Genomic DNA, 22,447 nt, shown 5'->3' with positions numbered 1-22,447 from the left:
AAAGCCCGCGACAGAGCCTGTTTGACCGCGCATTTCAGGCTGGCGCCTGGTACAGGCAATAGTGGTTGCGCTGGCGCTTGGCCTCGTACATGGCGCTGTCGGCGGCACGGACCAGTCCTTCGGCATCGCCGGCATGCCGCGGGTAGAGAGCGATGCCGATGCTCGGGGTGACGAAGTCGATGCGTTCGCCATTCAGCGCGATCGGTTGGACCAGCGCCGCCAGCAGGCGTTCTGCGAGGCGCTGCGGATTGTTTTCCTGGCTGTCCTCGAGGAGCACGGCGAATTCGTCGCCGCCCAGGCGGTAGGCCTTGTCCGGCTGCCGCAGGGTGCTGCGTACCCGTTCGGCGACGGTCCTGAGGAGGGCATCGCCGATGTCGTGGCCGAAGCGGTCGTTGACCTCCTTGAAGCGGTCCAGGTCCAGGTACAGCAGCGCCAGTTCGCTTCCGCCGGAGCCGGCGCGAAGCAACGCCTGGCCGAGCTGTTCGTCGAAGGCCTTGCGGTTGCCCAGGCCGGTCAGCGGGTCGCGGTAGGCCATTTCCAGCAATTGCTGCTGGTAGGCGATCTGGTCGCTGACGTCGCGGACGATGCCGCGGTAGCCCCGTAGTTCGCCCTGCAGGTCGTGGATCAGCGAAACCGTGGCCTCGAAGTAGCCGAGGCTGCCGTCGGCGCGCTGCAGGGGGATGGCGAAGGTCTTGCCTGCGCCGCTCTGCATGGCGCGCTGGAAGGGTTGGCGGGCACGCGCCAGGTCGTCTTCGCCGAGCAGTTCGTAGTAGGGATGGCCGATCAGCGTTTCGCGCGTCTGGCCGAGCAGTTGGCAGAGCGCGGGGTTGACGGTGAGGATCACGCCGTCGACGTCCATTTCGAAGTAGCCGTCGCGCATCGACTGGAGGATCGCCCGGTCGCGCGCCTCGCTGTGTTCCAGGCGCTCGAGCATCTGGTTCATCTCGCCCGCCAGTTGTCCCAGCTCGTCGTTGCCGAAGTCGCTCAGGCGTATCGAGTGGGCGTTGCGTCCGACTTCGGCGACCTCCCGGTTGAGCCGTTGGACCCGGCGCAGGACCCACAGCTCCAGGGCCAGGTAGCCGACCAGGAAAGCGCCCAGCGCGACCAGCAGGGAGGCGCCGAGGAAGAAGTTGATGGCCTTCTCGCCCTGGATGTAGAGCAGGCGTTTCTTGGTGATGTCGAAGCGCAGCTGCGGCTCGCCGCTGGAACTCAGGTACTGCACCGAGACCTGCTGGACATGTTCGCCGATGAACCGCCGTGGGCTGAGCAGGGCCTGGTTGTGGGTACTGCCGCTGCGGCTGCGCAGCGGCTTCCAGGTGGAGTCGGTGGCGATGTTGGGCATCGGTTGCAGGTCGGCCTGCATCTGTTCGCGGAGGTTGGCCAGGCGTTCCCGGTCGAGGAAGTAGCCGGCGAGGATCGCGCCCTTCGCCGGCGCGCTACCCTGGTTGTTGCTGATAGGCACGCTGACCAGCAGGGTCGGCAGGTTGTCGACCAGCAGCAGCTCGCTCAGGCTGTGGTCGGTGCGTCCGCGAAAGTCCAGCGCGCCGAGGCGGATGGCGCGTTGCTGCAGTGCCTCGAGCAGGGCCTGGTCGCTCGCCGAGGGGGCGCCGAAGAGCACGCGCTGGTCGGGCGCGGGCGGGGACCACTGCTTCAGTTGCAGGTGACCCCGGTCGTCGAGGAACAGGACGAAGTCGAATCCCAGGTCGTCGAGCATCTCGTGGTCGAGGTTTTCCTGTTCGAAGGTCTCGTTGGGGCGCTGGATGAAGTCGTAGCTGGCATCCCACCAGGCGTAGGTGCGAACGATGTCCAGGTGGCGCTTCAACTCGAAGTCCAGCCGGTTGTGCAGGACGGTGGCGCCCTCTTGCAGGCGTTGCTGGTCCTCTCGGTCGAAACGGCTCAGCAGGATGCTTTCCGACAAGAGCCAGATACCGCCGAGACTGGCGGCCAGCAACGGCAGGAACAGCCAGAGCAGGCGTGTGCGTAGGGGCATGCGGTGAGGACGGGTAATGGGCGACAGCATGAGTCTAGCCGCAGGTTGAGAGCATAGGCTGACTCTATCGTGCGAATTGAAATTCGACATTTCAATGCATCGTCGTGGCTGGGTAACCTGCGCTGCATATTCTTCCGGGAGCCTGGCGTCGCCGGGCGCAACCCAACCTTCTAGGAGCCTCGCGATGAGCGTACTGGTCAACAAGCAAGCCCCCGATTTCACTGCCGCCGCGGTCCTCGGCGACGGTTCCATCGTCGATGCCTTCCAGCTTTCCAGCCTGCGCGGCAAGTACGTCGTACTGTTCTTCTGGCCGCTCGACTTCACTTTCGTCTGCCCCTCGGAAATCATCGCCCACAACAACCGCATGGATAAGTTCCGCGAGCTGGGCGTCGAGGTGGTCGGTGTCTCCATCGACTCGCAGTTCACCCATCACGCCTGGCGCAGCACGCCGGTGGAGAAGGGCGGCATCGGTGCGGTCGAGTTCACCATGGTCGCCGACGTCAAGCACGAGATCACCCGCGCCTACGGCATCGAGCACGAGGACGGAGTGGCCTTGCGTGCTTCGTTCCTGATCGACCGCGCCGGGGTGGTCCAGCACCAAGTGGTGAACAACCTGCCGCTGGGGCGCGAGGTGGACGAGATGGTGCGCCTGGTCGAGGCCCTGCAGTTCACCGAGGAACACGGCGAGGTCTGCCCGGCCGGCTGGCGCAAGGGCCAGAAAGGCATGAAGGCGAGCGCCGAGGGCGTGGCCTCGTACCTGGCCGAGAACGCCGAGGCACTGTGATCCCGATGCCGGGCGCGAAGTGTGCCCGGCCGACCTTTTCCCGGGGCGACCGCTCCTTCCAAGCCTTCCCCATGTGCTTTGGTGGCCCCGTTTTTATTCGCGCCGACGCTGATGTCGGCAGGAGTCCGACGAGATGCCCGATACCCTCCGCCACGCCCGAGTGATCATCCTCGGTTCCGGTCCCGCCGGTTACAGCGCGGCTGTCTACGCCGCGCGCGCCAACCTCAAGCCGCTGCTGATCACCGGCATGCAGGCCGGCGGCCAGTTGACCACCACCACCGAGGTCGACAACTGGCCGGGCGATCCCCACGGCCTGACCGGCCCGGCACTGATGCAGCGGATGCAGGAGCACGCCGAGCGCTTCGAGACCGAGATCGTCTTCGACCACATTCATGCCGTGGACCTGGCCGGCAAGCCGTTCACCCTACGCGGCGACAATGGCACCTACACCTGCGACGCACTGATCGTCGCCACCGGTGCCAGCGCGCGCTACCTGGGGTTGCCGTCGGAGCAGGCGTTCATGGGCAAGGGCGTGTCGGCCTGCGCCACCTGCGACGGTTTCTTCTACCGCAACCGCGAAGTGGCGGTGATCGGCGGCGGCAATACCGCTGTCGAAGAGGCCCTGTACCTGGCCAACATCGCCAGCCGGGTGACCCTGGTGCATCGTCGCGAAACCTTCCGCGCCGAGAAGATTCTCCAGGACAAGCTGCAGGCGCGGGTCGCCGAAGGCAAGATAGTGCTCAAGCTCAACGCCGAGGTCGATGAGGTGCTTGGCGACACGATGGGCGTCACCGGCGTGCGCCTGAAGACCCGCGATGGTGGCAGCGAGGAGATCGCCGTGGATGGCATGTTCGTCGCCATCGGCCATACTCCCAATACCTCGCTGTTCGAAGGGCAACTGGCCCTGAAGGACGGCTACCTGGTGGTCAACGGCGGGCGCGAAGGCAACGCCACCGCGACCAACGTACCGGGTGTGTTCGCCGCCGGCGACGTGGCCGACCACGTCTACCGCCAGGCGATCACCTCGGCCGGCGCCGGCTGCATGGCCGCGCTGGATGTGGAGCGCTATCTCGATTCGCTCTGATGAGAAGACAGCCCTGAGTGCTGCGTGCAAGGAAGGCCCCGCTTCGGCGGGGCTTTTCTTTGTCCGTTCGGAAAGCCGCGGGCAGTGGGTCGTCCGGTTACGCATCCGCCGACGGCGGACATCGGGGCCGAGCGGCGTACCGGCAGAACACGACTTAAGGACGGCGGACTGCGAATAGAGCAATTGCTCTAGCCGGCCTAGAATCCAGACGCTTCATCCTTCCCACGACAAGACAATAGAAGGAGCGTCATCCATGTTTCTCAGCCCTAGCGCGATCTGCCTGCTCGGCCTGATCGCCTGGACCCTGTTGCTGGTCTTCCTGCTGGTCAGCCAGCGCGGCCTGCTGGTACTCGGCGGGCGGATGGCGGTGAACGCCTTCGCCGCCGATGGCAGCAACACGCCTGGCGGTTTCGGCCAGCGGCTGGTGCGAGTCCATGCCAACTGCGTGGAGAACCTGCCGTTGCTGGCCGGCGCGCTGCTCTACGCGATCGCCAGCGGGCAGAGCAGCCTGACCGACCCGTTGGCGCCACTGGTGCTCGGCGCCCGGCTGTTCCAGTCGCTGATGCACCTGGTCAGCACCTCCGCGCTGTTCGTCTGGCTGCGTTTCGCCGGCTTCTTCGTGCAGTTGCTGGTGCTCGCCTGGTGGCTGCTGCTCCTCGCGGGGCTGGCCTAGCGGCGCCGGCTCAGTCGCCGGCGGCCAGTTGCTCGGCGAATACCTCGCGGTCGACGTTCGCTCCGCTGAGGATCAGGCCTACCTTCAGCCCCTTCAGGCGCTCGCGCTCCTGCCAGGCGGCGGCCAGCGCCGCCACCCCGGCGCCCTCGGCGACGTTGTGGGTGCTGGTGAAGCACAGGCGCATGGCCGCGCCGATCTCCCTGTCGCTGACCCGCACCAGGCGATCGGCGCCGGCCAGGATCATTTCCAGCGCGCTCGGGTCCGGCGTACTGCACGCCATGCCGTCGGCCAGGCGGGTGTCGACCGGGTGGCTGATCGCCGTGCCGGCCTCGAACGACAGGGCGTAGGCCGGCGCATGGGCGGACACCACGCCGACGATGCGGGTCTTCAGGCCCAGCGCGTCGCGCGCGGCGATCAGGCCGCAGATGCCCGAACCCATACCGATCGGCACGTAGACTTCGTCAAGGTCGGCCAGCGCGGCGAACAACTCCAGGCTGTAGCTGGCGACCCCGGCCACCAGCCAGGGATGGAACGCCGGAATCAGGTGCAGGCCTTCGTGCCGGGCGCACTCGGCGGCGTATTCGCGGGAGGCCTGGAAGTCCTCGCCATGCTCGATCAGCTCCGCGCCGAGGCTGCGCATCGCCGCGTTCTTCTCGCGGCTGTTGCCGTGCGGCACGACGATGATCGGCTGGATGCCGTAGCGGCTCGCCGAGAAGGCCACCGACTGGCCGTGGTTGCCGCGGGTGGCGCTGATCACGCCGGCCGGCCGCTCACCCTGGTGCGCCAGGTGGTGGAAATACACCAGGCCGCCGCGCAGCTTGAAGGCCCCCACCGGCAGGTGGTTCTCGTGCTTCATCCACACTTCGCAACCCAGTGCCTCGCATAGCAGTGGCCAGCGTATCTGCGGCGTCGGCGGCAGGCTCTGGTGGACGATGGCGGCGGCTTGTTGGAGGGCGGCGAGAGAAAAAGGCATGCGTGGTTTCCCCGTGCTGGTGGTCGGACCAGCCTAGGGAGCGCACGGCAGATTGAACAGGCACACGTAGCCAGGGTTTCGCCGGGGGACTGTACCGTTGCGCGGATTCGCCGTCTCGCGGCGGGTGCCTGGCGGCGAAAACGACTGCCGCCCGGAGCGGGCGGCAGTCGAGGGCGTTACAGCAGGGTCCAGGCGTCCTGCCAGGCCATGCCCTTGCCCGGGGCGTAGTAGAGGTCCCAGCCCTTGCACCAGCCGGAGTTCGGGTAGGGCTTGCACTGGTAGCGCTTGCCATCGGCACCGCGCACTACGGTCCCGGCGTCGTATTGCTGCAGGCCTTGCGGATAGTCGAAGTCGACCTTGCCGTCGCCGCCCGGCTGCTCGCCGCCGCCCTCGACCGGCAGTTCGATGTCGACCTGGAAGCGGTAGCCGGCCTGGCGCACGTAGACCTGGTTGTCCTGCGAGCTGGCCACCGGGCTGACCGCCCCGTAGGCATCCAGCACGCCGACGTTGACCAGGGTGGAGTCCTGGTTGACCTTCTGCGCCAGCGCCAGCGGCCATTGCTTGGCACCGTTGTTGCCCTGGGCCAGGGTCAGGCTGTGACGCTGGGCGTCGCGGCCCTGGGCATCGAACAGGCGCAGGGTGACGGTGGCACCGGCCGGCAGGTCCTGCTGCGCGCGCAGGTTGCCCAGCGCTTGCCAGGGGTTGGCGACGGCGCCGCTGAAGCTCACGTCGATGCAGGCGTAGAAGGCTTCCGGGCTGTCCGAGCGCTGCCAGACGTTATAGATCACATGCTTGCCGGTCTTGCCCTGGGGCAGCGGGCAGTTCATCCGGTAGGTGCCGTTCTCCAGCTTGACGCTGGTGATCGAGCAGAACGGCGCGGGTTCCAGGTCGCTCCAGGCCAGCGGCTTCTCGGGGTTGTAGCCGTCCTTGGTGATGTAGAAGTCGAAGTAGCGGGTCGCGTGCGGCGCGCTGGCCTTGTAGACGAACTGGAAGTTGCCGCTGGCGTCCGGCGCGATGGCAGTGCTGGGCCAGTCGCTGCGAGCCAGGTTCAGGCCCTTGAACAGTGCCTTGCCGGCGCCGCAGAGCTGGCCGTCGGGGACCACCGCCTGGTGGTTGCCGTTGGCGTTGCCCTGGTTGACGCCATTCCAGTCGTACAGCGCCTGGGTGCCGCCGGCGGCGACGGCGGCCTTGCAGGCGGCCGACTTGGGATTCTCCGGACCTTCGAGGAAGCAGCCGTAGACCCGACTGGGCGGCGTTTCCATCGAGCCGTGGGCATGGGCTGCCTGGGGCAGGAACAGGGCGAGGGTGAGTGGCAGGAGTGCCAGGGTGGCTGAGGAGTGTTTCATGACAAGTCCTTTTTTCCAGAACCGGATTCATTTCGAAGCGGGCTGATCCTAGCCCTCGGTGCCGGTTTGAGGTCCCTACCAAATGTGACGGGCCGGTCAGATTCGCTACCCATTCCTGATGGATGTCGCGGAATGCAAAGCGGTCGGCACCCGCACTGTGAGCCGGTAGAGGCAGGCAAAGGGCCGCCATGGGGGCGGGGAAGGGAAGCCGGCGGGAAGGTGGAGGACCTGTCAGAACGATCAGTGTCCGCGCCCGGCCGCAGCCGGGCGGGAAGGGAACTAGACCTGGCTGCCGAGCTGTTCGGCGCGACGCAGCCAGCCCTGGCGCTGTTCCTCGCTGGAACTGCGCATCGGCGCGAACTCTTCCAGGCGGCGGGTGGCGATGCCACAGGCGCCGAGCACGCTGCGCACCATCTGCCGGTGCGCCGGCGGGCCCTTGAGGAAGCGCAGCCGCGACAGTGGCTGGTCGTGGCAGACCAGCAGGTCGGCGCTGCGCCCGCCCAGCAGTTGCTCCCAGTCCTTGTCCTGGGTGCCGCGGTAGCGGAAGGCGAAGCCCGGCTGCAGGACGCGGTCGAAGAAGCCCTGCAGCAACGCCGGCAGGCCGCCCCACCAGACCGGGTAGACGAACACCAGGTGCTCGGCCCAGTGGATCTGCCGCTGCGCTTCCAGCAGGTCGGGTTCGAGCACCTGGCTCTGTTCGTAGCCTTCGTGGAGGATCGGGTCGAAGGCCAGCTCGCCCAGCTTCAGTTCGCGCACCACGTGATCCTTGCTGCGCGCGCCCTGGGCGTAGCATTCGGCGAGCAGGTGGCAGAAGCTCTTGCGCTTGGGCGAGCCGACGATCAGCAGGATGCGCTTGCCGTCGCCTTCCAGCGGGGTGGCGCCGGTCTTGGCGGTTTCAACCATGGTGGCCGGCCTCCAGCATCTGCTCCGGCCGTACCCATTCGTCGAACTGCGCTTCGTCCAGGTAGCCCAGCTGCAGCGCCGCGGCGCGCAGGGTGGTGCCTTCGGCGTAGGCCTTCTTGGCGATTTCGGCGGCCTTGTCGTAGCCGATGTGCGGGTTCAGTGCGGTGACCAGCATCAGGCCGCGCTCCAGCAGGTCGGCCATGCGCTGGGCGTCCGGCTCCAGGCCGGCGACGCAATGCTTGTTGAAGTTGCGGCAGCCGTCGGCGAGCAGGCGGATGGACTCCAGCAGGTTGTAGACGATCACCGGCTTGAACACGTTGAGTTGCAGATGGCCCTGGCTGGCGGCGAAGGAAATCGTGCTGTCGTTGCCCATGACCTGGCAGGCCAGCATCGACAGCGCCTCGCATTGGGTCGGGTTGACCTTGCCGGGCATGATCGAGCTGCCCGGCTCGTTGGCCGGCAGCTTCACCTCGGCGAAGCCGGCGCGTGGGCCTGAACCGAGCAGGCGCAGGTCGTTGGCGATCTTCATCAGGGCCACCGCCAGGCTCTTCAGGGCGCCGGAGAGGATGACCAGCGGCTCGTGGCCGGCCAGGGCGGCGAACTTGTTCGGCGCGGCGACGAAGGGCAGGCCCGATTCGGCGGCGATTTCCGCGGCGATGGCGTCGGCGAAGCCCTTCGGCGCGTTGAGCCCGGTGCCCACCGCGGTGCCGCCCTGGGCCAACTGGTAGACCGCCGGCAGCGCCGCGCGGATGGCGCGCTCGGCGTAGTCGAGCTGGGCGACGAAGGCCGAGAGTTCCTGGCCGAAGGTGATCGGCGTGGCGTCCATCAGGTGGGTGCGCCCGGTCTTGACCAGGCTGGCGTGCCGCGCCGACTGTTCGGCGAGACCGCCGGAAAGCTCGGCGATGGCCGGCAGCAATTGTTCGTGCACGGCCTTGGCGGCGGCGATGTGCATGGCGGTGGGGAAGCTGTCGTTGGAACTCTGCGCGCGGTTGACGTGGTCGTTGGGATGCACCGGCGACTTGCCGCCGCGCGGATTGCCGGCCAGTTCGTTGGCGCGGCCGGCGATCACCTCGTTGACGTTCATGTTGGTCTGGGTGCCGCTGCCGGTCTGCCAGACCACCAGCGGGAAGTGTTCGTCGTGGCGGCCTGCGAGGACTTCGTCGGCGGCCTGTTCGATCAGCCGGGCGACTTCCGGCGGCAGTTCGCCGAGGTGGTCGTTGACCCGCGCGGCGGCTTTCTTGATCAGCGCCAGGGCGTGGATCACGGCGAGCGGCATGCGCTGGCCGCCGATGGCGAAGTTCTCCAGCGAACGCTGGGTCTGGGCGCCCCAGTAGGCATCGTCGGGCACCTCGATGGTGCCCAGGCTATCGGTTTCGGTCCGGCTCATGAGTGTTCTCCAGGGTGCGTATCCGGCAGTTTAGGCCTTCGCTCCCGCCTTGGGTTCCGCTGCCGTCGCTTCCTCGTGGGCATTTTTCGCCGCGCTGCGGGTCGGAAATAGATTGCCCGCCGCCGGCCTCACCAGCGCGCGCGGGTCGAACCGATCCAGCCGAGGGCGCCGTCCACCGGCACGCAGTCGCCGTCGTCGTGGCGCAGGGTGCCGTTGAAACGGCCGAACCACTGGCGGGTATTGGCATAGAACAGGCCGACGCTGGGCCGCGCCTGGTGCAGCTGTTCGGGACGGAAGAGCAGCTCGACGCGACCGCAGGCGCTGTCCAGGCGCCATTCGGCCAGCGGGTCGCGAGGCTCGCGGATGTGCACGTCGTCGAGCACGCGGCTGAGCTTGCCGCCGAACCACAGGGCGTTCTCGCGCAGGTCGCTGGCTTCGGTCCAGCCGGTGCCGAAGTTGCCGGCGATGCCGCCGGGGGCGGCGAAGGCGGCGCGGGTCCAGTAGGTATGCAGCGGCCAGACGCCGCGGCCGAAGTCCAGCGCGGCGAAGCTCTGGCCCGCCTGGCAGTCGTAGCGTCGGCGGCCGAGCTGCAGGCAGCCGCTGATCGGCAGGCCGAGCTGGCGGCTGCAGGCATGGAAGGTGTGTTCGCCCATCGGCACCACCAGGTTCACCGACTCCAGGTGCGACGGTCGTCGCACTTCCAGCGCCAGCTCCAGCGGCAGGCCACCGAGGTCCGGGGCCTGGCCGGTGACGCGCAGGCGCCCGGGCTGTTCGTCGAAGCGCAATTGCAGGCGGGGATGCTCGAAGGCATGGCTGGCCTGCGGCTCGTCGGGCAACTGGCAGCCGAGGCCGAAGAAGCGGATCTGCGTGTGCGCTACCGCCTGGCCGCTGTCCAGGTCGAGGAAATAGGCGGCGCCGTAGGTCAGGTAGTCGAGGTCGGCGATGGTCAGCGAGAGCATCCAGCCGGGGCTGACGATGCACCAGTGGTTCCAGCGCTTGCGCCGGCCGAAGTGGCCGGGGATGTGGCAGAGCACCCGCGGCCGGGCGGACCAGCCGACCGCCCGGGGATCGAGCCGGCCGTGGCCGTCGCAGAGGTTGCGCAGGGGCGGGGGCGATACGGCGAGGGTATCGGCGGCGGTTCCGTTCATCTAACACATCCATGTGACAGGCTGACGCAAGCATGCCGGCTGCGGAAGGAAGGCGGCAAGTACCCACTACAGAACTGATAGTAGACGGCATGGAGCGGGCGGGCGCCGGATAGGATTCTCCCGATATTCGGCGCCGCGCTTGAGCGGATTTCGAACTTAGGCGCAGAATGTCGGGTCCCACGGACACATCTACCCAACCTCAAGGATTTTCCATGACCCGTCTTCGCCTCATCGGCAGCGCCGTGCTGCTCAGCCTCAGCTCCATGGCCATGGCCGATTCCGCCAGCCAGGCCGAGCAATTCCTCAAGCTGGTCCATGCCGACAAGCTGACGGTCCCGGTCTATGCCCAGGTGCAGCAGATGCTGGCCCAGCGCTTCGCCCAGGCCAAGGCGCCGGAGAGCAAGAAGGCGGTTCTCGAGCGTTACCAGGCCAAGGCCAATGCCGAGCTGGACCGCGCCATCGGCTGGGACAAGATCAAGCCCGAGCTGATCAAGCTTTACACCACCAACTTCACCGAGTCCGAGCTGAAGGACCTGAATGCCTTCTACCAGTCGCCGCTGGGCAAGAAGGTGCTGGAGAAGATGCCGCGCCTGACTGCCGAATCCGCCCAACTGACCCAGGCCAAGCTGCAAGGCGCCGTCGAGCCGGTGAACAAGCTGATGGCCGACATGGACAAGGAACTCGGCGTCGCCGCGCCGGCCCAGAAGAAAAAGTGAGTCGTGATTCGCGATGAGCATGCGTGACCGTATCCAGACCGCCCTGCAGCCCCTCGATCCGCAACACGTCGAGGTGCTCGACGAGAGCCACATGCACAGCCGCGGGCTGGAGACCCACTTCAAGGTGGTGCTGGTCAGCCCGCAGTTCGCCGGGTTGAACGCGGTGAAGCGGCACCAGAAGGTATATGCCACCCTCGGTGGGTTGATGGGCGAGTTCCACGCCCTGGCGCTGCATACCTTCACCCCTGAGGAGTGGAGCCAGGCTGCGGTGCCGGCCTCGCCGACCTGCCGCGGCGGGAGCAAGCACGACATACCCTGAGACGGCGTCCGTCGCGGCGGGGTGCAGAGCCTGCCCCTGCTGCGCTAGACTACGCACCCAGCGCCGGCCTTCCGCCGGCGTTGTCGTTTCCATGGCGCCAGCGGCTGGCGCTTTTCGTTCCGGTCCGCCCTTTACGCGGGCGACCACCTGGAGGCTATATCCCCATGACATCCATCGTCGTGGCGGCGCTGTACAAGTTCGTGACTCTCGACGATTACATGGCGCTGCGTGAACCCCTGCTGCAAACCCTGCTCGACAACGGTGTGAAAGGCACCTTGCTGCTGGCCGAGGAAGGCATCAACGGCACCGTCTCCGGTAGCCGCGAAGGCATCGATGCGCTGTTCGCCTGGCTGCGCAGCGATCCCCGGCTGGCCGATATCGAGCACAAGGAATCCTACTGCGACGAACAGCCCTTCTACCGCACCAAGGTCAAGCTGAAGAAGGAAATCGTCACCCTCGGCGTGCCTGGCGTGGATCCGAACAAGCAGGTCGGCCAGTATGTCGAGGCGAAGGACTGGAATGCCCTGATCAGCGATCCGGAAGTCCTGCTGATCGATACCCGCAACGACTACGAGGTGGCGATCGGCACCTTCGAGGGCGCGGTCGATCCGAAGACCAGGTCGTTCCGCGAGTTCCCCGAGTACATCAAGGCCCACTACGACCCGGCGCGGCACAAGAAGGTGGCGATGTTCTGCACCGGCGGCATCCGCTGCGAGAAGGCTTCCAGCTACATGCTCGGCGCCGGTTTCGAGGAGGTCTTCCACCTCAAGGGCGGCATCCTCAAGTACCTCGAAGAGGTGCCGCAGGAACAGAGCCTGTGGCGCGGCGACTGCTTCGTATTCGACAACCGCGTGACCGTGCGCCACGATCTTAGCGAGGGCGAGTACGATCAGTGCCACGCCTGCCGCAACCCGGTTTCGCTGGAGGACCGCCAGTCCGAGCACTACGTGCCCGGCATCAGCTGTCCGCACTGCTGGGACTCGCTGAGCGAGAAGACCCGCGCCGGCGCCCGCGAGCGGCAGAAACAGATCGAACTGGCGCGGCAGCGCAACCAGCCGCACCCGCTCGGTCGCGATCCGCGCCAGTCCACGCTGGAGAACTGAACCTTGGCCAAGGCCCGCCTGCTGTACGTGATGGACCCCATGTGCTCCTGGTGCTGGGGCTTCGCCCCGGTTGCCGAGGCGCTGTCCCGGCAGGCGGCCGCCGACGGCGTCGCTTTCCACCTGGTAGCCGGTGGCCTGCGCGCCGGCCACGGCGCGGCGCTCGACCCGAATACCCGCGGCTACATCCTCGGCCACTGGCAGACCGTGCAGCAGACCACCGGCCAGCCGTTCCGCTTCGACGACGCGTTGCCCGAAGGCTTCGTCTATGACACCGAGCCGGCCTGCCGGGCCCTGGTGGCGGCGCGCAGCCTCGACGAGGAAAGCGCCTGGCCGCTGGTAAGGGCGATCCAGCGGGCGTTCTACGCCGAGGGTCGCGATGTCACCCAGGCGGCGGTGCTCGCCGGCCTGGCGGAAGCGGTGGGGCTTCCGCGCATCGAGTTCGCCGCGGCCTTCGACAGCGGCGAGGCGCGTGACGCCACCGCCGCCGATTTCGCCTGGGTCCAGGATCTCGGCATCGCCGGGTTCCCGACCCTGCTGGCCGAACGCAACGGCCAACTGGCGTTGCTCACCAACGGCTACCAGCCGCTTGCCGAACTTTCACCCTTGCTCGGCCGCTGGCTGGAACGGGGCCGGCATGAGTGAGCGCGGAGACCGCCTGAGCTGGGCGGAGATTCGTCGACTCGCACTGCGCCACAAGAAAGCCCTGTTGTTCGCCAACCTGGTGGCGGTGCTGGCCACCCTCTGCACCGTGCCGATTCCCTTGCTGCTGCCGCTGCTGGTGGACGAGGTGCTGCTCGGCAAGGGTGACGGCGCGCTGCGTTTCATGGACCGCCTGTTGCCCGCCGACTGGCAGGTGGCGTTCGGCTACATCGGCCTGATGCTGGCGGCGACCCTTCTGTTGCGGGGGGCGGCGCTGGTATTCAACGTGCTCCAGGCGAAGCTGTTCGCGCGGTTGTCCAAGGACATCGTCTACCGCATCCGCCTGCGTCTGATCGAGCGCCTCCGGCATATCGCCCTGGGCGAATACGAAACCCTCGGCGGCGGGTCGATCAGCGCCCACCTGGTCACCGACCTGGATACCCTGGACAAGTTCGTCGGGGAAACCCTCAGCCGCTTCCTGGTCGCCTTGCTGACGCTGCTCGGCACCGCCGCGATCCTGGTCTGGATGCACTGGCAGCTGGCCTTGCTGATCCTGCTGTTCAACCCGCTGGTGATCTGGTCCACGGTGCAGCTGGGCAAGCGCGTCAAGCATCTCAAGAAGCTCGAGAACGACAGCACCGCGCGCTTCACCCAGGCGCTCACCGAGACCCTCGAGGCGATCCAGGAAGTCCGCGCCGGCAATCGCCAGGGCTATTTCCTCGGCCGCCTCGGCCACCGCGCCCAGGAGGTCCGCGACTACGCCGTGGCCTCGCAATGGAAGAGCGACGCCGCCGGGCGCGCCAGCGGCCTGCTGTTCCAGTTCGGCATCGACGTGTTCCGCGCCGCGGCGATGCTCACCGTGCTGCTCTCGGACCTGTCGATCGGCCAGATGCTCGCGGTGTTCAGCTACCTCTGGTTCATGATCGGTCCGGTCGAACAGCTGCTCGGCCTGCAATACGCCTACTACGCCGCTGGCGGCGCGTTGCAGCGGATCAACGAGTTGCTGGCGCGGGCCGACGAGCCGCGCTACCCGCCGCTGCGCGATCCGTTCGCCGGCCGCACGACCGTTGGCATCGAGGTGCGCGGGCTGGATTTCGCCTACGGCGAGGACAAGGTCCTGGAGCAGTTGGACCTGAACATCGGCGCCGGCGAGAAGGTTGCCCTGGTCGGCGCCAGCGGCGGCGGCAAGAGCACGCTGGTGCAACTGCTGCTCGGCCTCTACAGTGCGCAGCGCGGCAGCATCCGCTACGGCGGGGTGCCCCTGGAGGAAATCGGCCTGGACTGCGTGCGCGAACATGTCGCGGTGGTCCTCCAGCATCCGGCGCTGTTCAACGACAGCGTGCGGGCCAACCTGACCATGGGCCGCGAACGCAGTGACCAGGCCTGCTGGCGGGCTTTGGAGATCGCCCAGTTGGCCGACGGCGTGCGGCGCCTGCCGCAGGGGCTGGACACCGTGGTCGGGCGTTCCGGGGTGCGCCTGTCGGGCGGTCAGCGGCAGCGCCTGGCGATCGCCCGGATGATCCTCGCCGAGCCCAAGGTGGTGATCCTCGACGAGGCCACCTCGGCCCTCGACGCCGCTACCGAGTACGCCCTGCACCAGGCGCTCGGGGACTTCCTCGAAGGCCGCACCACATTGATCGTGGCCCATCGGCTGTCGGCGGTGAAGCAGGCCGACCGGGTCCTGGTCTTCGATGGCGGGCATATCGCCGAAGACGGCGATCACCAGCAACTGATCGCCGAAGGCGGCCTCTACGCCCGGCTCTACGGACATCTGCAACAGATGTGAGGCGCCAGGCTGCCGCCTGGCGGTTTTTCTCGTATATTCCATATAAGACATCCGGTTTTTATTGGCTGCGGCAATAAAAAACGCTGTCTGTTCCGCCAGGTGCAGGGCAGGTTCGGCAAACAGCCACTAGACTCCTACTGTTTGCCAGGTGTCCGCCTCCTCCAGCGTCGTGGCTGCCGGCAGGCAAGGCCTCGGGAGTTCTGCGACGGGATCTTGAGCGGCCGACAGGTGATGCAGTCAGGGGCGACGGAGACGGCGCCCGATCGCTTAGCGCCAGTTTGAATGGTAGATGGAATGAGGCAGAACCGGACTCTCGACAAGCCCCGCCTGCTCGGCCTGGTATGGCCCTTCATCGTCGTGGTGCTGCTGCAGGCCATGCTGGCGGGCGGCAGTCTCTACGTCCTCTCCGCGGTGCGCAGCTATGTCGGCGGCGAAAGCCTCTGGTCGAAGGGCCAGAAGGATGCCATCTACTACCTCACCCTCTATGCCGACTCACGCGCCGACGAAGACTTCCGCCGCTACGAGGAGGCCATCGCGATCCCCCTCGGCGACCGCGAGATGCGCCTTGCCCTGGACCAGCCCGACCCGGACATCGAGGCGGCCCGCCAGGGCATCCTCAAGGGCGGCAACCATGCCGACGACGTTACCGCGATCATCTGGCTGTACCGCAACTTCCACGACTTCAGTTACTTCGAGCGCGCCATCGAGCTGTGGCTGGTGGGTGACAAGTACGTCATGGAACTGATCGACGTCGCCGGCAAGATGCGCGCGGGCATCGGCGCCGGGCAGGCCAGCGCCGAGCAGGTGCAACAGTGGAAGACCGAGATCCACGCGATCAACGAGAAGGTCACGCCGGCGGCCAAGGCCTTCAGCGACGCCCTTGGCGAGGGCTCGCGGGCCTTGCTCAGGCTGCTGCTGGTGGCCAACCTGACCACCGCCAGCGTGCTCATCCTCCTGGCGTTCCTGCGGACCCGGCAGCAACTGATGCAGCGCCAGGAAGTGGAGAACGCCCTCGATGCCGAGCGCGAACGGGCCCAGATCACCCTGGCCTCGATCGGCGACGGAGTGATCACCGCCGACACCCAGGGGGGCATTTCCTACCTCAACCCGGCCGCCGAGCAGATGACCAACTGGACGTTGGACAAGGCCCGCGGCCTGCCCCTGGCGTCGCTGTTCCGGATCGTCGACGAAAGCTCGCGGGAGGAGGGCATGCTGCTGATCGAGCAGATCCTCAGCGGCGAGATCGACGGCGGTCGCGAGCATTCCAAGCTGGTTCTGCGTCACGACGGCAGCAGCGTGCCGGTGACCCTGGTGGGCGCGCCGATCCACCGTGGCGGCGAGATCACCGGGGTGGTCCTGGTGCTTCACGACATGACCCGCGAGCGCCAGTACATGGCGCGCCTGTCCTGGCAGGCGACCCACGATGCGTTGACCGGGCTGACCAACCGCCGCGAGTTCGAGTATCGCCTGCAAATAGCGCTGGAACGCCTGGAGCGCAACAGCGGGCGGCACGCCCTGATGTTCCTCGACCTGGACCAGTTCAAGCTGGTCAACGACACCTGCGGCCACGCCGCCGGCGACGAACTGCTGCGCCAGGTCTGTACCCTGCTGCAACAAGGCTTGCGCGAGGGCGACACGCTGGCGCGGCTGGGCGGCGACGAGTTCGGCATCCTGCTGGAGAACTGTCCGGCGGAAAAAGCCGTGGAGATCGCCGACCATCTGCGCAAGACCATCCAGGATCTGCACTTCACCTGGAGCGGGCAGCCGTTCAACTGCACCGTCAGCGTCGGCCTGGTGCACCTGCTGCCGGGTATCTCGACCCTCGAGGAGGCGCTGCGCTCCGCCGATATGGCCTGCTACATGGCCAAGGAAAAGGGCCGCAACCGGGTCCAGGTGTTCCATCAGGACGACGTCGAACTATCGATGCGCTTCGGCGAGATGACCTGGGTCCAGCGCATCCACCTGGCGCTGGAGGAAGACCGCTTCAGTCTCTATGCCCAGCCCATCGTGCCGCTGGGCGAAGGTGCGGAGGAGGGCTTGCACGTCGAACTGCTGCTGCGCCTGCGCGACGAGGGCGGGCGCCTGGTGCCGCCGCTGAGCTTCATACCCGCCGCCGAGCGCTACGGCCTGATGACGCTGATCGATCGCTGGGTGGTGGAGAATGCCTTCCGCACCCTTGTCGAGCGCGCCCAGGACCCTCGCGCCGAGCCGATCGGCACCTGCGCCATCAATCTCTCCGGCGCGACCATCGGCGACGAGTCGTTCCTGCAGTTCCTCACCGAGCTGTTCGCCCGTTACCGCATTCCGCCGCAGACGATCTGCTTCGAGGTCACCGAAACCGTGGCGGTTGCCAACTTGGCCAGCGCCATCCGCTTCATCAACGAGCTCAAGGACACCGGTTGTCGTTTCTCCCTGGACGATTTCTGCGCCGGCATGTCGTCCTTCATCTACCTCAAGCACCTGCCGGTGGATTACCTGAAGATCGATGGCAGCTTCGTCAAGGACATGCTCGAGGATCCCATCGATCGCGCCATGGTCCAGGTGATCAACCATATCGGCCACGTGATGGGCAAACGTACCATCGCGGAGTTCGTCGAGACCGTCGAAGTCATGGAAGCGCTGCGCGAGATCGGCATCGACTATGCCCAGGGCCTGGCCATCGGCGCGCCCCTGCCGTTCAGTCGCCAGCCTCCGGGGGCTGGAGTGGATGCCCAGGGCCTGTGGCCGAGCCTGGGACAGAACCTCCGGTAGGTGACCGCGGGGCGAAGAAAGAGTAGTTTCGCTGCTATGAGGCCGTTGCCGACAAGAAGAGAAGGGAGACGGGTGTGAGCGAGTTCTTTGACCGTACGGGCCCCTTGCAGGAGGCGGGAAGCTATCCGCAGTGGGCGCAGCAACTGATCGTCGACTGCCAGGCGAGCAAGGACCGGGTTTCCGGTCACGAGCTGTACCGGCGCATGCGCGACGCCGAGCTGAGCCCGGCGCTGATGCGCCTGTACCTGATCGGCGGCTGGCCGGTGGTCGAGCAGTTCCCCTTGTACATGTCGCAGAACCTGCTGAAGACCCGTTTCGCCCGCCATCCCGGCGAAGACATGGCGCGCCGCTGGCTGATGCGCAACATTCGGGTCGAACTCAACCACGCCGACTACTGGCTGCACTGGGCCGAGGCCCACGGCGTGAGCCTGGCCGAGATCCAGGCGCAAGACGTGCCGGCCGAACTGCACGCGCTCAGCCACTGGTGCTGGCACACCTGCGCCAGCGACTCACTGGCGGTGGCCATGGCCGCCACCAACTACGCCATCGAAGGCGTCACCGGCGAGTGGTCGGCGCTGGTCTGTTCGAACGGCGTCTACGAAAACGCCTTCCCCAAGGAAGGCCGCAAGCGCGCCATGAAGTGGCTCAAGCTCCACGCCCAGTACGACGATGCCCACCCCTGGGAGGCGCTGGAGATCATCTGCACCCTGGCCGGCACCAATCCCAGCGCCGAGCTGCGCCGGCAACTGCGCGACGCGATCTGCAAGAGCTACGACTATATGTACCTGTTCCTCGAGCGCTGCATGCAGCTGGAGGAGGCGCGCAGCGCCCGCAAGCTCGCGGTCGGCGCGGAGTAGCCTTGCGCACAGCGGAATCCCGGCATGTTCCGCCGGGATTCCGCTGGTCCTCAAGGCACCAGGATGATCTTCTCGCAGGTGCCTTCGTTCACCGCCCGGTACTGCTCAACGCCCTGCTCCAGCGGGACTTCCCGCAGCCCGTCCGGCAGCGGCAGGCGGCCTTGGTCGAACAGCTTGCCGAAGGCGTCGAGGAAGCCTGCGCAGGCTTCCACGCCATAGAGCAGCGAGTTGATCCCCACCACCGAGCCACCGCGACGGTACAGGTTCAACGCCGGCAGGCGCACATGGCCGTCGGCCGGTGCGGCGATGATCGCCAGGCGACCGAAGGCGGCCAGCGCCGGGACCGCCGCCTCGAGCCAGAAACCGGTCGTATCGAAGATCACCTCGGCCCCGCCGGGGAAGATCCCTTCCACCTGTGCCGCCAGTTCGGCCGGCTCGCCCAGCAGCAGCGCGGCGATGCCCTGCGTTTCCAGCGCCTGGCGTTGCTCCTCGCGCCGCACCGCGCCGATCGCTTCGGCCCCCAGGGCCTTGGCCAGCGCCAGCGCGGCCTTGCCGACCGCGCCGTTGGCGCCGATTACCAGGAGCCGGGTGCCGGCCTTGACCTGGCTGCGTTGCAGGGCGTCCCAGGCGGTGCTGTAGGGCACCCCGCAACTGGCGGCCTGGGCGAAGCTCAGGCTTTCCGGCTTGAGCGCGACGCCGGCGGCCGGCAGGGTCAGGAACTGCGCGTGGCTACCGTCGCGGAAGAATCCCGGCTCCCGCCCGGTGCCCCAGACCGCCTGGCCGAGCAGAGCCTTCGGTCCCTCCACCACCACCCCGGCGAAGTCGCGGCCCGGTACCCGGGGCAGGGTGGTATAGGGGAAGCGGCCGAGGACGTTCTTCACGTCGCTCGGATTCAGCCCGGCGGCGCGGATTTCCACCCGCACCTCATCGGCGGCGGGAAGCGGGTCGGGCATGTCCACCAGCTCGAGGGCGGCGAGGTCGCCGGTACGGTCGAATTGCAGTGCTTTCATCGGGGGCTCCGTGTCGTCGCGGCGATCAGTGCAGCCACTGCTGCAGCAGGTCGCGGCCAAGGGGGAAAAGCTGTTCGCCGAGCTGCATGCCAAGCAGGCCGACCAGGGCGATGGCGGGTGGCGCCGGCGAGCGGAAGTCGAGTACGGCGTAGAGCAGGCCGACCAGCAGGCCGATGCCGAGGGAGATCAGGTAGTTCATGGCGGCTGACAGGGACGGTGAACGATGGCACCAGTCTAGTTGGCCGAAAAAACATCTATCGGCCAATCACTATCGAATGCCGGTCAAGGCTGGAACGGCTGGTGATGCTCGGCCCTGTACTCGGTGGGAGAGACGCCCAGCTCGCGGCGGAACATGTCGCTGAAGGCGCTCGGCGTATATCCCAGGGCATGGGCGATGCCTGCCACCGGACGGCCATCGATCAGTGCGGCGGCGGCGGTCGCCAGCTGCACCTGCCGCCGCCAGTCGGCGAAGCCCATGCCCAGGCTGCGCTGGAACAGGCGCGAGAGGGTCCGCACGCTGGCCCCGGCGTCTTCGGCCAGGCGCTCCAGGCCGATGTCCAGGGAGGGATTGGCCATCACCGCCTGGCACAGCGCGAGCAGGCGCCTGTCGGAGGCGTCCGGCAGCGGTACGCGGAGGCTGGAACGGCGCGCGCGGCCGAGTTCGAGCACGGCGAGATCGGCCAGCGCCCGATAGTAGTGGGGGTCGCTCTGTCGTTCCTGCTCCACCAGGCTGACGATCAGCTCGCGCAGCAGCGGGCCGACCACCAGCACCAGGGTGCGGTCCTCCAGGCCGCGGGAGAGTTCCGGGCTCAGGTAGATGTTGCGCATCTGCAACTCGGAGGCGACCCGCACCGCATGGCGCAGGCCCGGAGGCAACCAGACCGCCCGTTGCGGCGGGACCGGCAGGGCCTCGTCGGGCGTCTCCAGCCACATCATCCCGGACACCGCATAGAGCACCTGGCCCCAGGCGTGCTCGTGGGCATCGACGCGGTGCCCGGCAGGATAGCTGCGGGCAACGCCGCGCAGGGGCCGGCGGCTGTCGCTCAGGTCGGGTGGGGCGGGTCGTGCCATGGGAATGCCGTCGCGGAGGAAAGACGCAGGTTAACCGCTTGACGCCGATCATGCAGCGCCGGCTTTCAGCGCAGCCGTGACAGCGCTGCTGGCAGCTTTTCGCACCGCACTGTAAAGATAACTTTACGAAGACCGGGCGTTCGCCATGCATGCCGCCGGCGCGTAAGGAATAGTTGCCAGAAACCCTGCGCCAGGCCCTGTGCCGGGCCCTGCCGACGGCTTGTCCGCCGCGCCGCCACGGGGTGAGATGAAGGCATCTCCCATGTCGTCGGCCGCCTGGACCGGCGGCGGTCCATTCAACAAGAACAACGAGGAGGCCGGATGAACGCCGTGGCCAAGATCGAACAGCACAATCCCATCGGTACCGACGGATTCGAATTCGTCGAGTTCACCGCCCCCGACGCCAAGGGCATCGAGCAGCTGCGCCAGCTGTTCAACATGATGGGCTTCACCGAAACCGCCAAGCATCGTTCCAAGGAAGTCTTCCTGTTCCAGCAGAACGATATCAACATCGTGCTCAACGGCAGCCCGACCGGGCATGTCCATGAATTCGCCCTCAAGCACGGCCCGAGCGCCTGCGCCATGGCCTTCCGGGTGAAGAACGCTTCCCAGGCCGCCGCCTACGCCGAATCCCAGGGCGCCAAGCTGGTGGGCAGCCACGCCAACTTCGGCGAGCTGAACATCCCTTCCCTGGAAGGCATCGGCGGTTCGCTGCTGTATCTTGTCGACCGCTACGGCGACCGCAGCATCTATGACGTCGACTTCGAGTTCATCGAAGGCCGCAGCGCCAACGACAACTCGGTCGGCCTGACCTACATCGACCACCTGACCCACAACGTCAAGCGCGGCCAGATGGACGTCTGGTCCGGTTTCTACGAGCGCATCGCCAACTTCCGCGAGATTCGCTACTTCGACATCGAAGGCAAGCTCACCGGCCTGTTCTCCCGCGCCATGACCGCACCTTGCGGGAAGATCCGCATCCCGATCAACGAGTCGGCCGACGATACCTCGCAGATCGAGGAATTCATCCGCGAATACCATGGCGAAGGCATCCAGCACATCGCCCTGACCACCGACGACATCTATGCCACCGTGCGCAAGCTGCGCGACAACGGCGTGAAGTTCATGTCGACCCCGGACACCTACTACGAGAAGGTCGACACCCGCGTCGCCGGGCATGGCGAGCCGCTCGAGCAACTGCGCGAACTGAACCTGCTGATCGACGGCGCCCCGGGCGACGACGGCATCCTGCTGCAGATCTTCACCGACACGGTGATCGGCCCGATCTTCTTCGAGATCATCCAGCGCAAGGGCAACCAGGGCTTCGGCGAGGGCAATTTCAAGGCCCTGTTCGAGTCCATCGAGGAAGACCAGATTCGCCGCGGCGTGATCTGATCCCGCTGCCGCCAGCCTCTTCCGGGGCTGGCGGTTTTCCTTGCGCTCCGCGTTTCCGTTCCAGCGGCGCCGATCGCGCCAGCCTTGCCCGCACCGCCGAGCCACGAGCCTGGCGGCCCATTCACGTCACGTACAACAACAAACAGGTGACGCATGATCCGTGAGTCCTCCCTCCGCCCAGCCGACCGCCCGCCGCCACGCGCCCCGCATGGCGCCCGCCGTGCGCCTGCCGCCTGAGCCGCACGGCCCCGTTTCGCCTCCGACAACAATAAATTTCCACTTGCGTGAGATAATTCAATGGACGGCCAACATCCGCATTCGGGCGAGCTCAAGCGCGGCCTGAAGAATCGTCACATCCAGTTGATCGCCCTCGGCGGCGCCATCGGCACCGGCCTGTTCCTCGGCTCGGCCGGGGTGCTCAAGTCGGCGGGCCCGTCGATGATCCTCGGCTACGCCATCGCCGGCTTCATCGCTTTCATGATCATGCGCCAGCTCGGCGAGATGATCGTCGA

The 22,447-nt window shown here is 67.0% G+C and carries 20 protein-coding genes and 1 pseudogene; 12 read left to right on the top strand and 9 right to left on the bottom strand.

Annotation, left to right across the window (positions count from 1 at the left end):
• Window positions 1–34 precede the first annotated feature (34 nt).
• Window positions 35–1,990, bottom strand: a complete 1,956-nt coding sequence (locus tag HMPREF2716_RS09170; protein WP_003115193.1) for a sensor domain-containing diguanylate cyclase — start codon at window positions 1,988–1,990, stop codon at window positions 35–37.
• A gap of 184 nt (window positions 1,991–2,174) precedes the next feature.
• Here HMPREF2716_RS09170 and HMPREF2716_RS09165 point away from each other — a divergent pair, with 184 nt between their 5' ends.
• From HMPREF2716_RS09165 to HMPREF2716_RS09155, 3 genes are all read left to right on the top strand, one after another.
• On the top strand, window positions 2,175–2,774 hold the full coding sequence (locus HMPREF2716_RS09165) for a peroxiredoxin (RefSeq protein WP_003085842.1): 600 nt from the start codon (window positions 2,175–2,177) through the stop codon (window positions 2,772–2,774).
• A 133-nt stretch (window positions 2,775–2,907) separates the two neighbouring features.
• Window positions 2,908–3,858 carry a thioredoxin-disulfide reductase gene (gene trxB / locus HMPREF2716_RS09160; RefSeq protein WP_003114229.1) on the top strand — a complete coding sequence of 317 codons (951 nt, stop codon included), beginning with the start codon at window positions 2,908–2,910 and terminating at the stop codon, window positions 3,856–3,858.
• Between the two features lie 253 nt (window positions 3,859–4,111).
• Window positions 4,112–4,531, top strand: a complete 420-nt coding sequence (locus HMPREF2716_RS09155) for an MAPEG family protein (protein ID WP_003085846.1) — start codon at window positions 4,112–4,114, stop codon at window positions 4,529–4,531.
• 10 nt (window positions 4,532–4,541) lie between these two features.
• On the opposite strand, the gene HMPREF2716_RS09150 is transcribed toward HMPREF2716_RS09155, so the two are convergent.
• The 5 genes from HMPREF2716_RS09150 to HMPREF2716_RS09130 all read right to left on the bottom strand — a co-directional run bounded on the left by HMPREF2716_RS09150 (window position 4,542) and on the right by HMPREF2716_RS09130 (window position 10,288).
• A complete protein-coding gene (locus HMPREF2716_RS09150) occupies window positions 4,542–5,504 on the bottom strand; it encodes a threonine dehydratase (RefSeq protein WP_070621865.1) in 963 nt (320 codons plus the stop codon).
• Window positions 5,505–5,680: 176 nt separating this feature from the next.
• On the bottom strand, window positions 5,681–6,850 hold the full coding sequence (gene cbpD, locus HMPREF2716_RS09145; RefSeq protein ID WP_070621864.1) for a chitin-binding protein CbpD: 1,170 nt from the start codon (window positions 6,848–6,850) through the stop codon (window positions 5,681–5,683).
• A 279-nt stretch (window positions 6,851–7,129) separates the two neighbouring features.
• Window positions 7,130–7,753, bottom strand: a complete 624-nt coding sequence (locus tag HMPREF2716_RS09140) for an NAD(P)H-dependent oxidoreductase (protein WP_003114232.1) — start codon at window positions 7,751–7,753, stop codon at window positions 7,130–7,132.
• Complete coding sequence (locus HMPREF2716_RS09135; protein WP_003085854.1) at window positions 7,746–9,140, bottom strand: class II fumarate hydratase; 1,395 nt, start codon at window positions 9,138–9,140, stop codon at window positions 7,746–7,748. The genes HMPREF2716_RS09140 and HMPREF2716_RS09135 overlap by 8 nt, the downstream gene beginning before the upstream one ends.
• Window positions 9,141–9,268: 128 nt before the next feature.
• The gene (locus HMPREF2716_RS09130) at window positions 9,269–10,288 is read right to left on the bottom strand and encodes a DUF2804 domain-containing protein (protein WP_003114233.1); all 1,020 of its coding nucleotides are present in this window, start codon (window positions 10,286–10,288) and stop codon (window positions 9,269–9,271) included.
• Between the two features lie 167 nt (window positions 10,289–10,455).
• On the opposite strand from HMPREF2716_RS09130, the gene HMPREF2716_RS09125 reads away from it, so the two are divergent.
• The 7 genes from HMPREF2716_RS09125 to HMPREF2716_RS09095 all read left to right on the top strand — a co-directional run bounded on the left by HMPREF2716_RS09125 (window position 10,456) and on the right by HMPREF2716_RS09095 (window position 18,459).
• Window positions 10,456–11,004, top strand: a complete 549-nt coding sequence (locus HMPREF2716_RS09125) for a DUF2059 domain-containing protein (RefSeq protein ID WP_003120754.1) — start codon at window positions 10,456–10,458, stop codon at window positions 11,002–11,004.
• Window positions 11,005–11,017: 13 nt separating this feature from the next.
• Complete coding sequence (locus HMPREF2716_RS09120) at window positions 11,018–11,323, top strand: BolA family protein (protein WP_003114234.1); 306 nt, start codon at window positions 11,018–11,020, stop codon at window positions 11,321–11,323.
• Between the two features lie 164 nt (window positions 11,324–11,487).
• Entirely contained in the window at window positions 11,488–12,426 is a 939-nt protein-coding gene (locus HMPREF2716_RS09115; RefSeq protein WP_023086573.1) for an oxygen-dependent tRNA uridine(34) hydroxylase TrhO, read from the top strand.
• Between the two features lie 39 nt (window positions 12,427–12,465).
• On the top strand, window positions 12,466–13,068 hold the full coding sequence (locus HMPREF2716_RS09110) for a DsbA family protein (RefSeq protein ID WP_003145641.1): 603 nt from the start codon (window positions 12,466–12,468) through the stop codon (window positions 13,066–13,068).
• Complete coding sequence (locus tag HMPREF2716_RS09105) at window positions 13,061–14,851, top strand: ABC transporter ATP-binding protein (protein ID WP_003085865.1); 1,791 nt, start codon at window positions 13,061–13,063, stop codon at window positions 14,849–14,851. The genes HMPREF2716_RS09110 and HMPREF2716_RS09105 overlap by 8 nt, the downstream gene beginning before the upstream one ends.
• 294 nt (window positions 14,852–15,145) lie before the next feature.
• Window positions 15,146–17,602, top strand: a complete 2,457-nt coding sequence (locus HMPREF2716_RS09100) for an EAL domain-containing protein (RefSeq protein ID WP_003106578.1) — start codon at window positions 15,146–15,148, stop codon at window positions 17,600–17,602.
• Window positions 17,603–17,676: 74 nt separating this feature from the next.
• Complete coding sequence (locus HMPREF2716_RS09095) at window positions 17,677–18,459, top strand: iron-containing redox enzyme family protein (RefSeq protein ID WP_003106577.1); 783 nt, start codon at window positions 17,677–17,679, stop codon at window positions 18,457–18,459.
• Between the two features lie 50 nt (window positions 18,460–18,509).
• On the opposite strand, the gene HMPREF2716_RS09090 is transcribed toward HMPREF2716_RS09095, so the two are convergent.
• The 3 genes from HMPREF2716_RS09090 to HMPREF2716_RS09080 all read right to left on the bottom strand — a co-directional run bounded on the left by HMPREF2716_RS09090 (window position 18,510) and on the right by HMPREF2716_RS09080 (window position 20,540).
• The gene (locus tag HMPREF2716_RS09090) at window positions 18,510–19,469 is read right to left on the bottom strand and encodes a quinone oxidoreductase family protein (RefSeq protein WP_003106575.1); all 960 of its coding nucleotides are present in this window, start codon (window positions 19,467–19,469) and stop codon (window positions 18,510–18,512) included.
• Window positions 19,470–19,494: 25 nt separating this feature from the next.
• Complete coding sequence (locus HMPREF2716_RS09085; protein WP_003109411.1) at window positions 19,495–19,668, bottom strand: DUF1427 family protein; 174 nt, start codon at window positions 19,666–19,668, stop codon at window positions 19,495–19,497.
• Window positions 19,669–19,751: 83 nt separating this feature from the next.
• Window positions 19,752–20,540 (bottom strand): AraC family transcriptional regulator, encoded by a 789-nt coding sequence (locus HMPREF2716_RS09080; protein WP_003114237.1) that lies wholly within the window; start codon window positions 20,538–20,540, stop codon window positions 19,752–19,754.
• A 321-nt stretch (window positions 20,541–20,861) separates the two neighbouring features.
• On the opposite strand from HMPREF2716_RS09080, the gene hppD reads away from it, so the two are divergent.
• On the top strand, window positions 20,862–21,935 hold the full coding sequence (gene hppD, locus HMPREF2716_RS09075) for a 4-hydroxyphenylpyruvate dioxygenase (protein WP_003106569.1): 1,074 nt from the start codon (window positions 20,862–20,864) through the stop codon (window positions 21,933–21,935).
• 297 nt (window positions 21,936–22,232) lie between these two features.
• Window positions 22,233–22,447: pseudogene (locus tag HMPREF2716_RS09070) on the top strand (aromatic amino acid transporter AroP); the annotation flags it as partial.

The sequence above is a fragment of the Pseudomonas sp. HMSC076A11 genome, from assembly GCF_001810205.1.
In the GTDB taxonomy this organism is placed as follows: domain Bacteria; phylum Pseudomonadota; class Gammaproteobacteria; order Pseudomonadales; family Pseudomonadaceae; genus Pseudomonas; species Pseudomonas aeruginosa.
This window is presented reverse-complemented; position numbering and strand designations above follow the sequence as displayed.

Bases quoted from the DNA above. Each gene is read 5' to 3' on its own strand.
- HMPREF2716_RS09170 (WP_003115193.1), bottom strand. From the start codon at position 1,990: ATGCCCCTACGCACACGCCTGCTCTGGCTGTTCCTGCCGTTGCTGGCC.
- HMPREF2716_RS09165 (WP_003085842.1), top strand. From the start codon at position 2,175: ATGAGCGTACTGGTCAACAAGCAAGCCCCCGATTTCACTGCCGCCGCG.
- trxB (WP_003114229.1), top strand. From the start codon at position 2,908: ATGCCCGATACCCTCCGCCACGCCCGAGTGATCATCCTCGGTTCCGGT.
- HMPREF2716_RS09155 (WP_003085846.1), top strand. From the start codon at position 4,112: ATGTTTCTCAGCCCTAGCGCGATCTGCCTGCTCGGCCTGATCGCCTGG.
- HMPREF2716_RS09150 (WP_070621865.1), bottom strand. From the start codon at position 5,504: ATGCCTTTTTCTCTCGCCGCCCTCCAACAAGCCGCCGCCATCGTCCAC.
- cbpD (WP_070621864.1), bottom strand. From the start codon at position 6,850: ATGAAACACTCCTCAGCCACCCTGGCACTCCTGCCACTCACCCTCGCC.
- HMPREF2716_RS09140 (WP_003114232.1), bottom strand. From the start codon at position 7,753: ATGGTTGAAACCGCCAAGACCGGCGCCACCCCGCTGGAAGGCGACGGC.
- HMPREF2716_RS09135 (WP_003085854.1), bottom strand. From the start codon at position 9,140: ATGAGCCGGACCGAAACCGATAGCCTGGGCACCATCGAGGTGCCCGAC.
- HMPREF2716_RS09130 (WP_003114233.1), bottom strand. From the start codon at position 10,288: ATGAACGGAACCGCCGCCGATACCCTCGCCGTATCGCCCCCGCCCCTG.
- HMPREF2716_RS09125 (WP_003120754.1), top strand. From the start codon at position 10,456: ATGTCGGGTCCCACGGACACATCTACCCAACCTCAAGGATTTTCCATG.
- HMPREF2716_RS09120 (WP_003114234.1), top strand. From the start codon at position 11,018: ATGAGCATGCGTGACCGTATCCAGACCGCCCTGCAGCCCCTCGATCCG.
- HMPREF2716_RS09115 (WP_023086573.1), top strand. From the start codon at position 11,488: ATGACATCCATCGTCGTGGCGGCGCTGTACAAGTTCGTGACTCTCGAC.
- HMPREF2716_RS09110 (WP_003145641.1), top strand. From the start codon at position 12,466: ATGTGCTCCTGGTGCTGGGGCTTCGCCCCGGTTGCCGAGGCGCTGTCC.
- HMPREF2716_RS09105 (WP_003085865.1), top strand. From the start codon at position 13,061: ATGAGTGAGCGCGGAGACCGCCTGAGCTGGGCGGAGATTCGTCGACTC.
- HMPREF2716_RS09100 (WP_003106578.1), top strand. From the start codon at position 15,146: ATGAGGCAGAACCGGACTCTCGACAAGCCCCGCCTGCTCGGCCTGGTA.
- HMPREF2716_RS09090 (WP_003106575.1), bottom strand. From the start codon at position 19,469: ATGAAAGCACTGCAATTCGACCGTACCGGCGACCTCGCCGCCCTCGAG.
- HMPREF2716_RS09085 (WP_003109411.1), bottom strand. From the start codon at position 19,668: ATGAACTACCTGATCTCCCTCGGCATCGGCCTGCTGGTCGGCCTGCTC.
- HMPREF2716_RS09080 (WP_003114237.1), bottom strand. From the start codon at position 20,540: ATGGCACGACCCGCCCCACCCGACCTGAGCGACAGCCGCCGGCCCCTG.
- hppD (WP_003106569.1), top strand. From the start codon at position 20,862: ATGAACGCCGTGGCCAAGATCGAACAGCACAATCCCATCGGTACCGAC.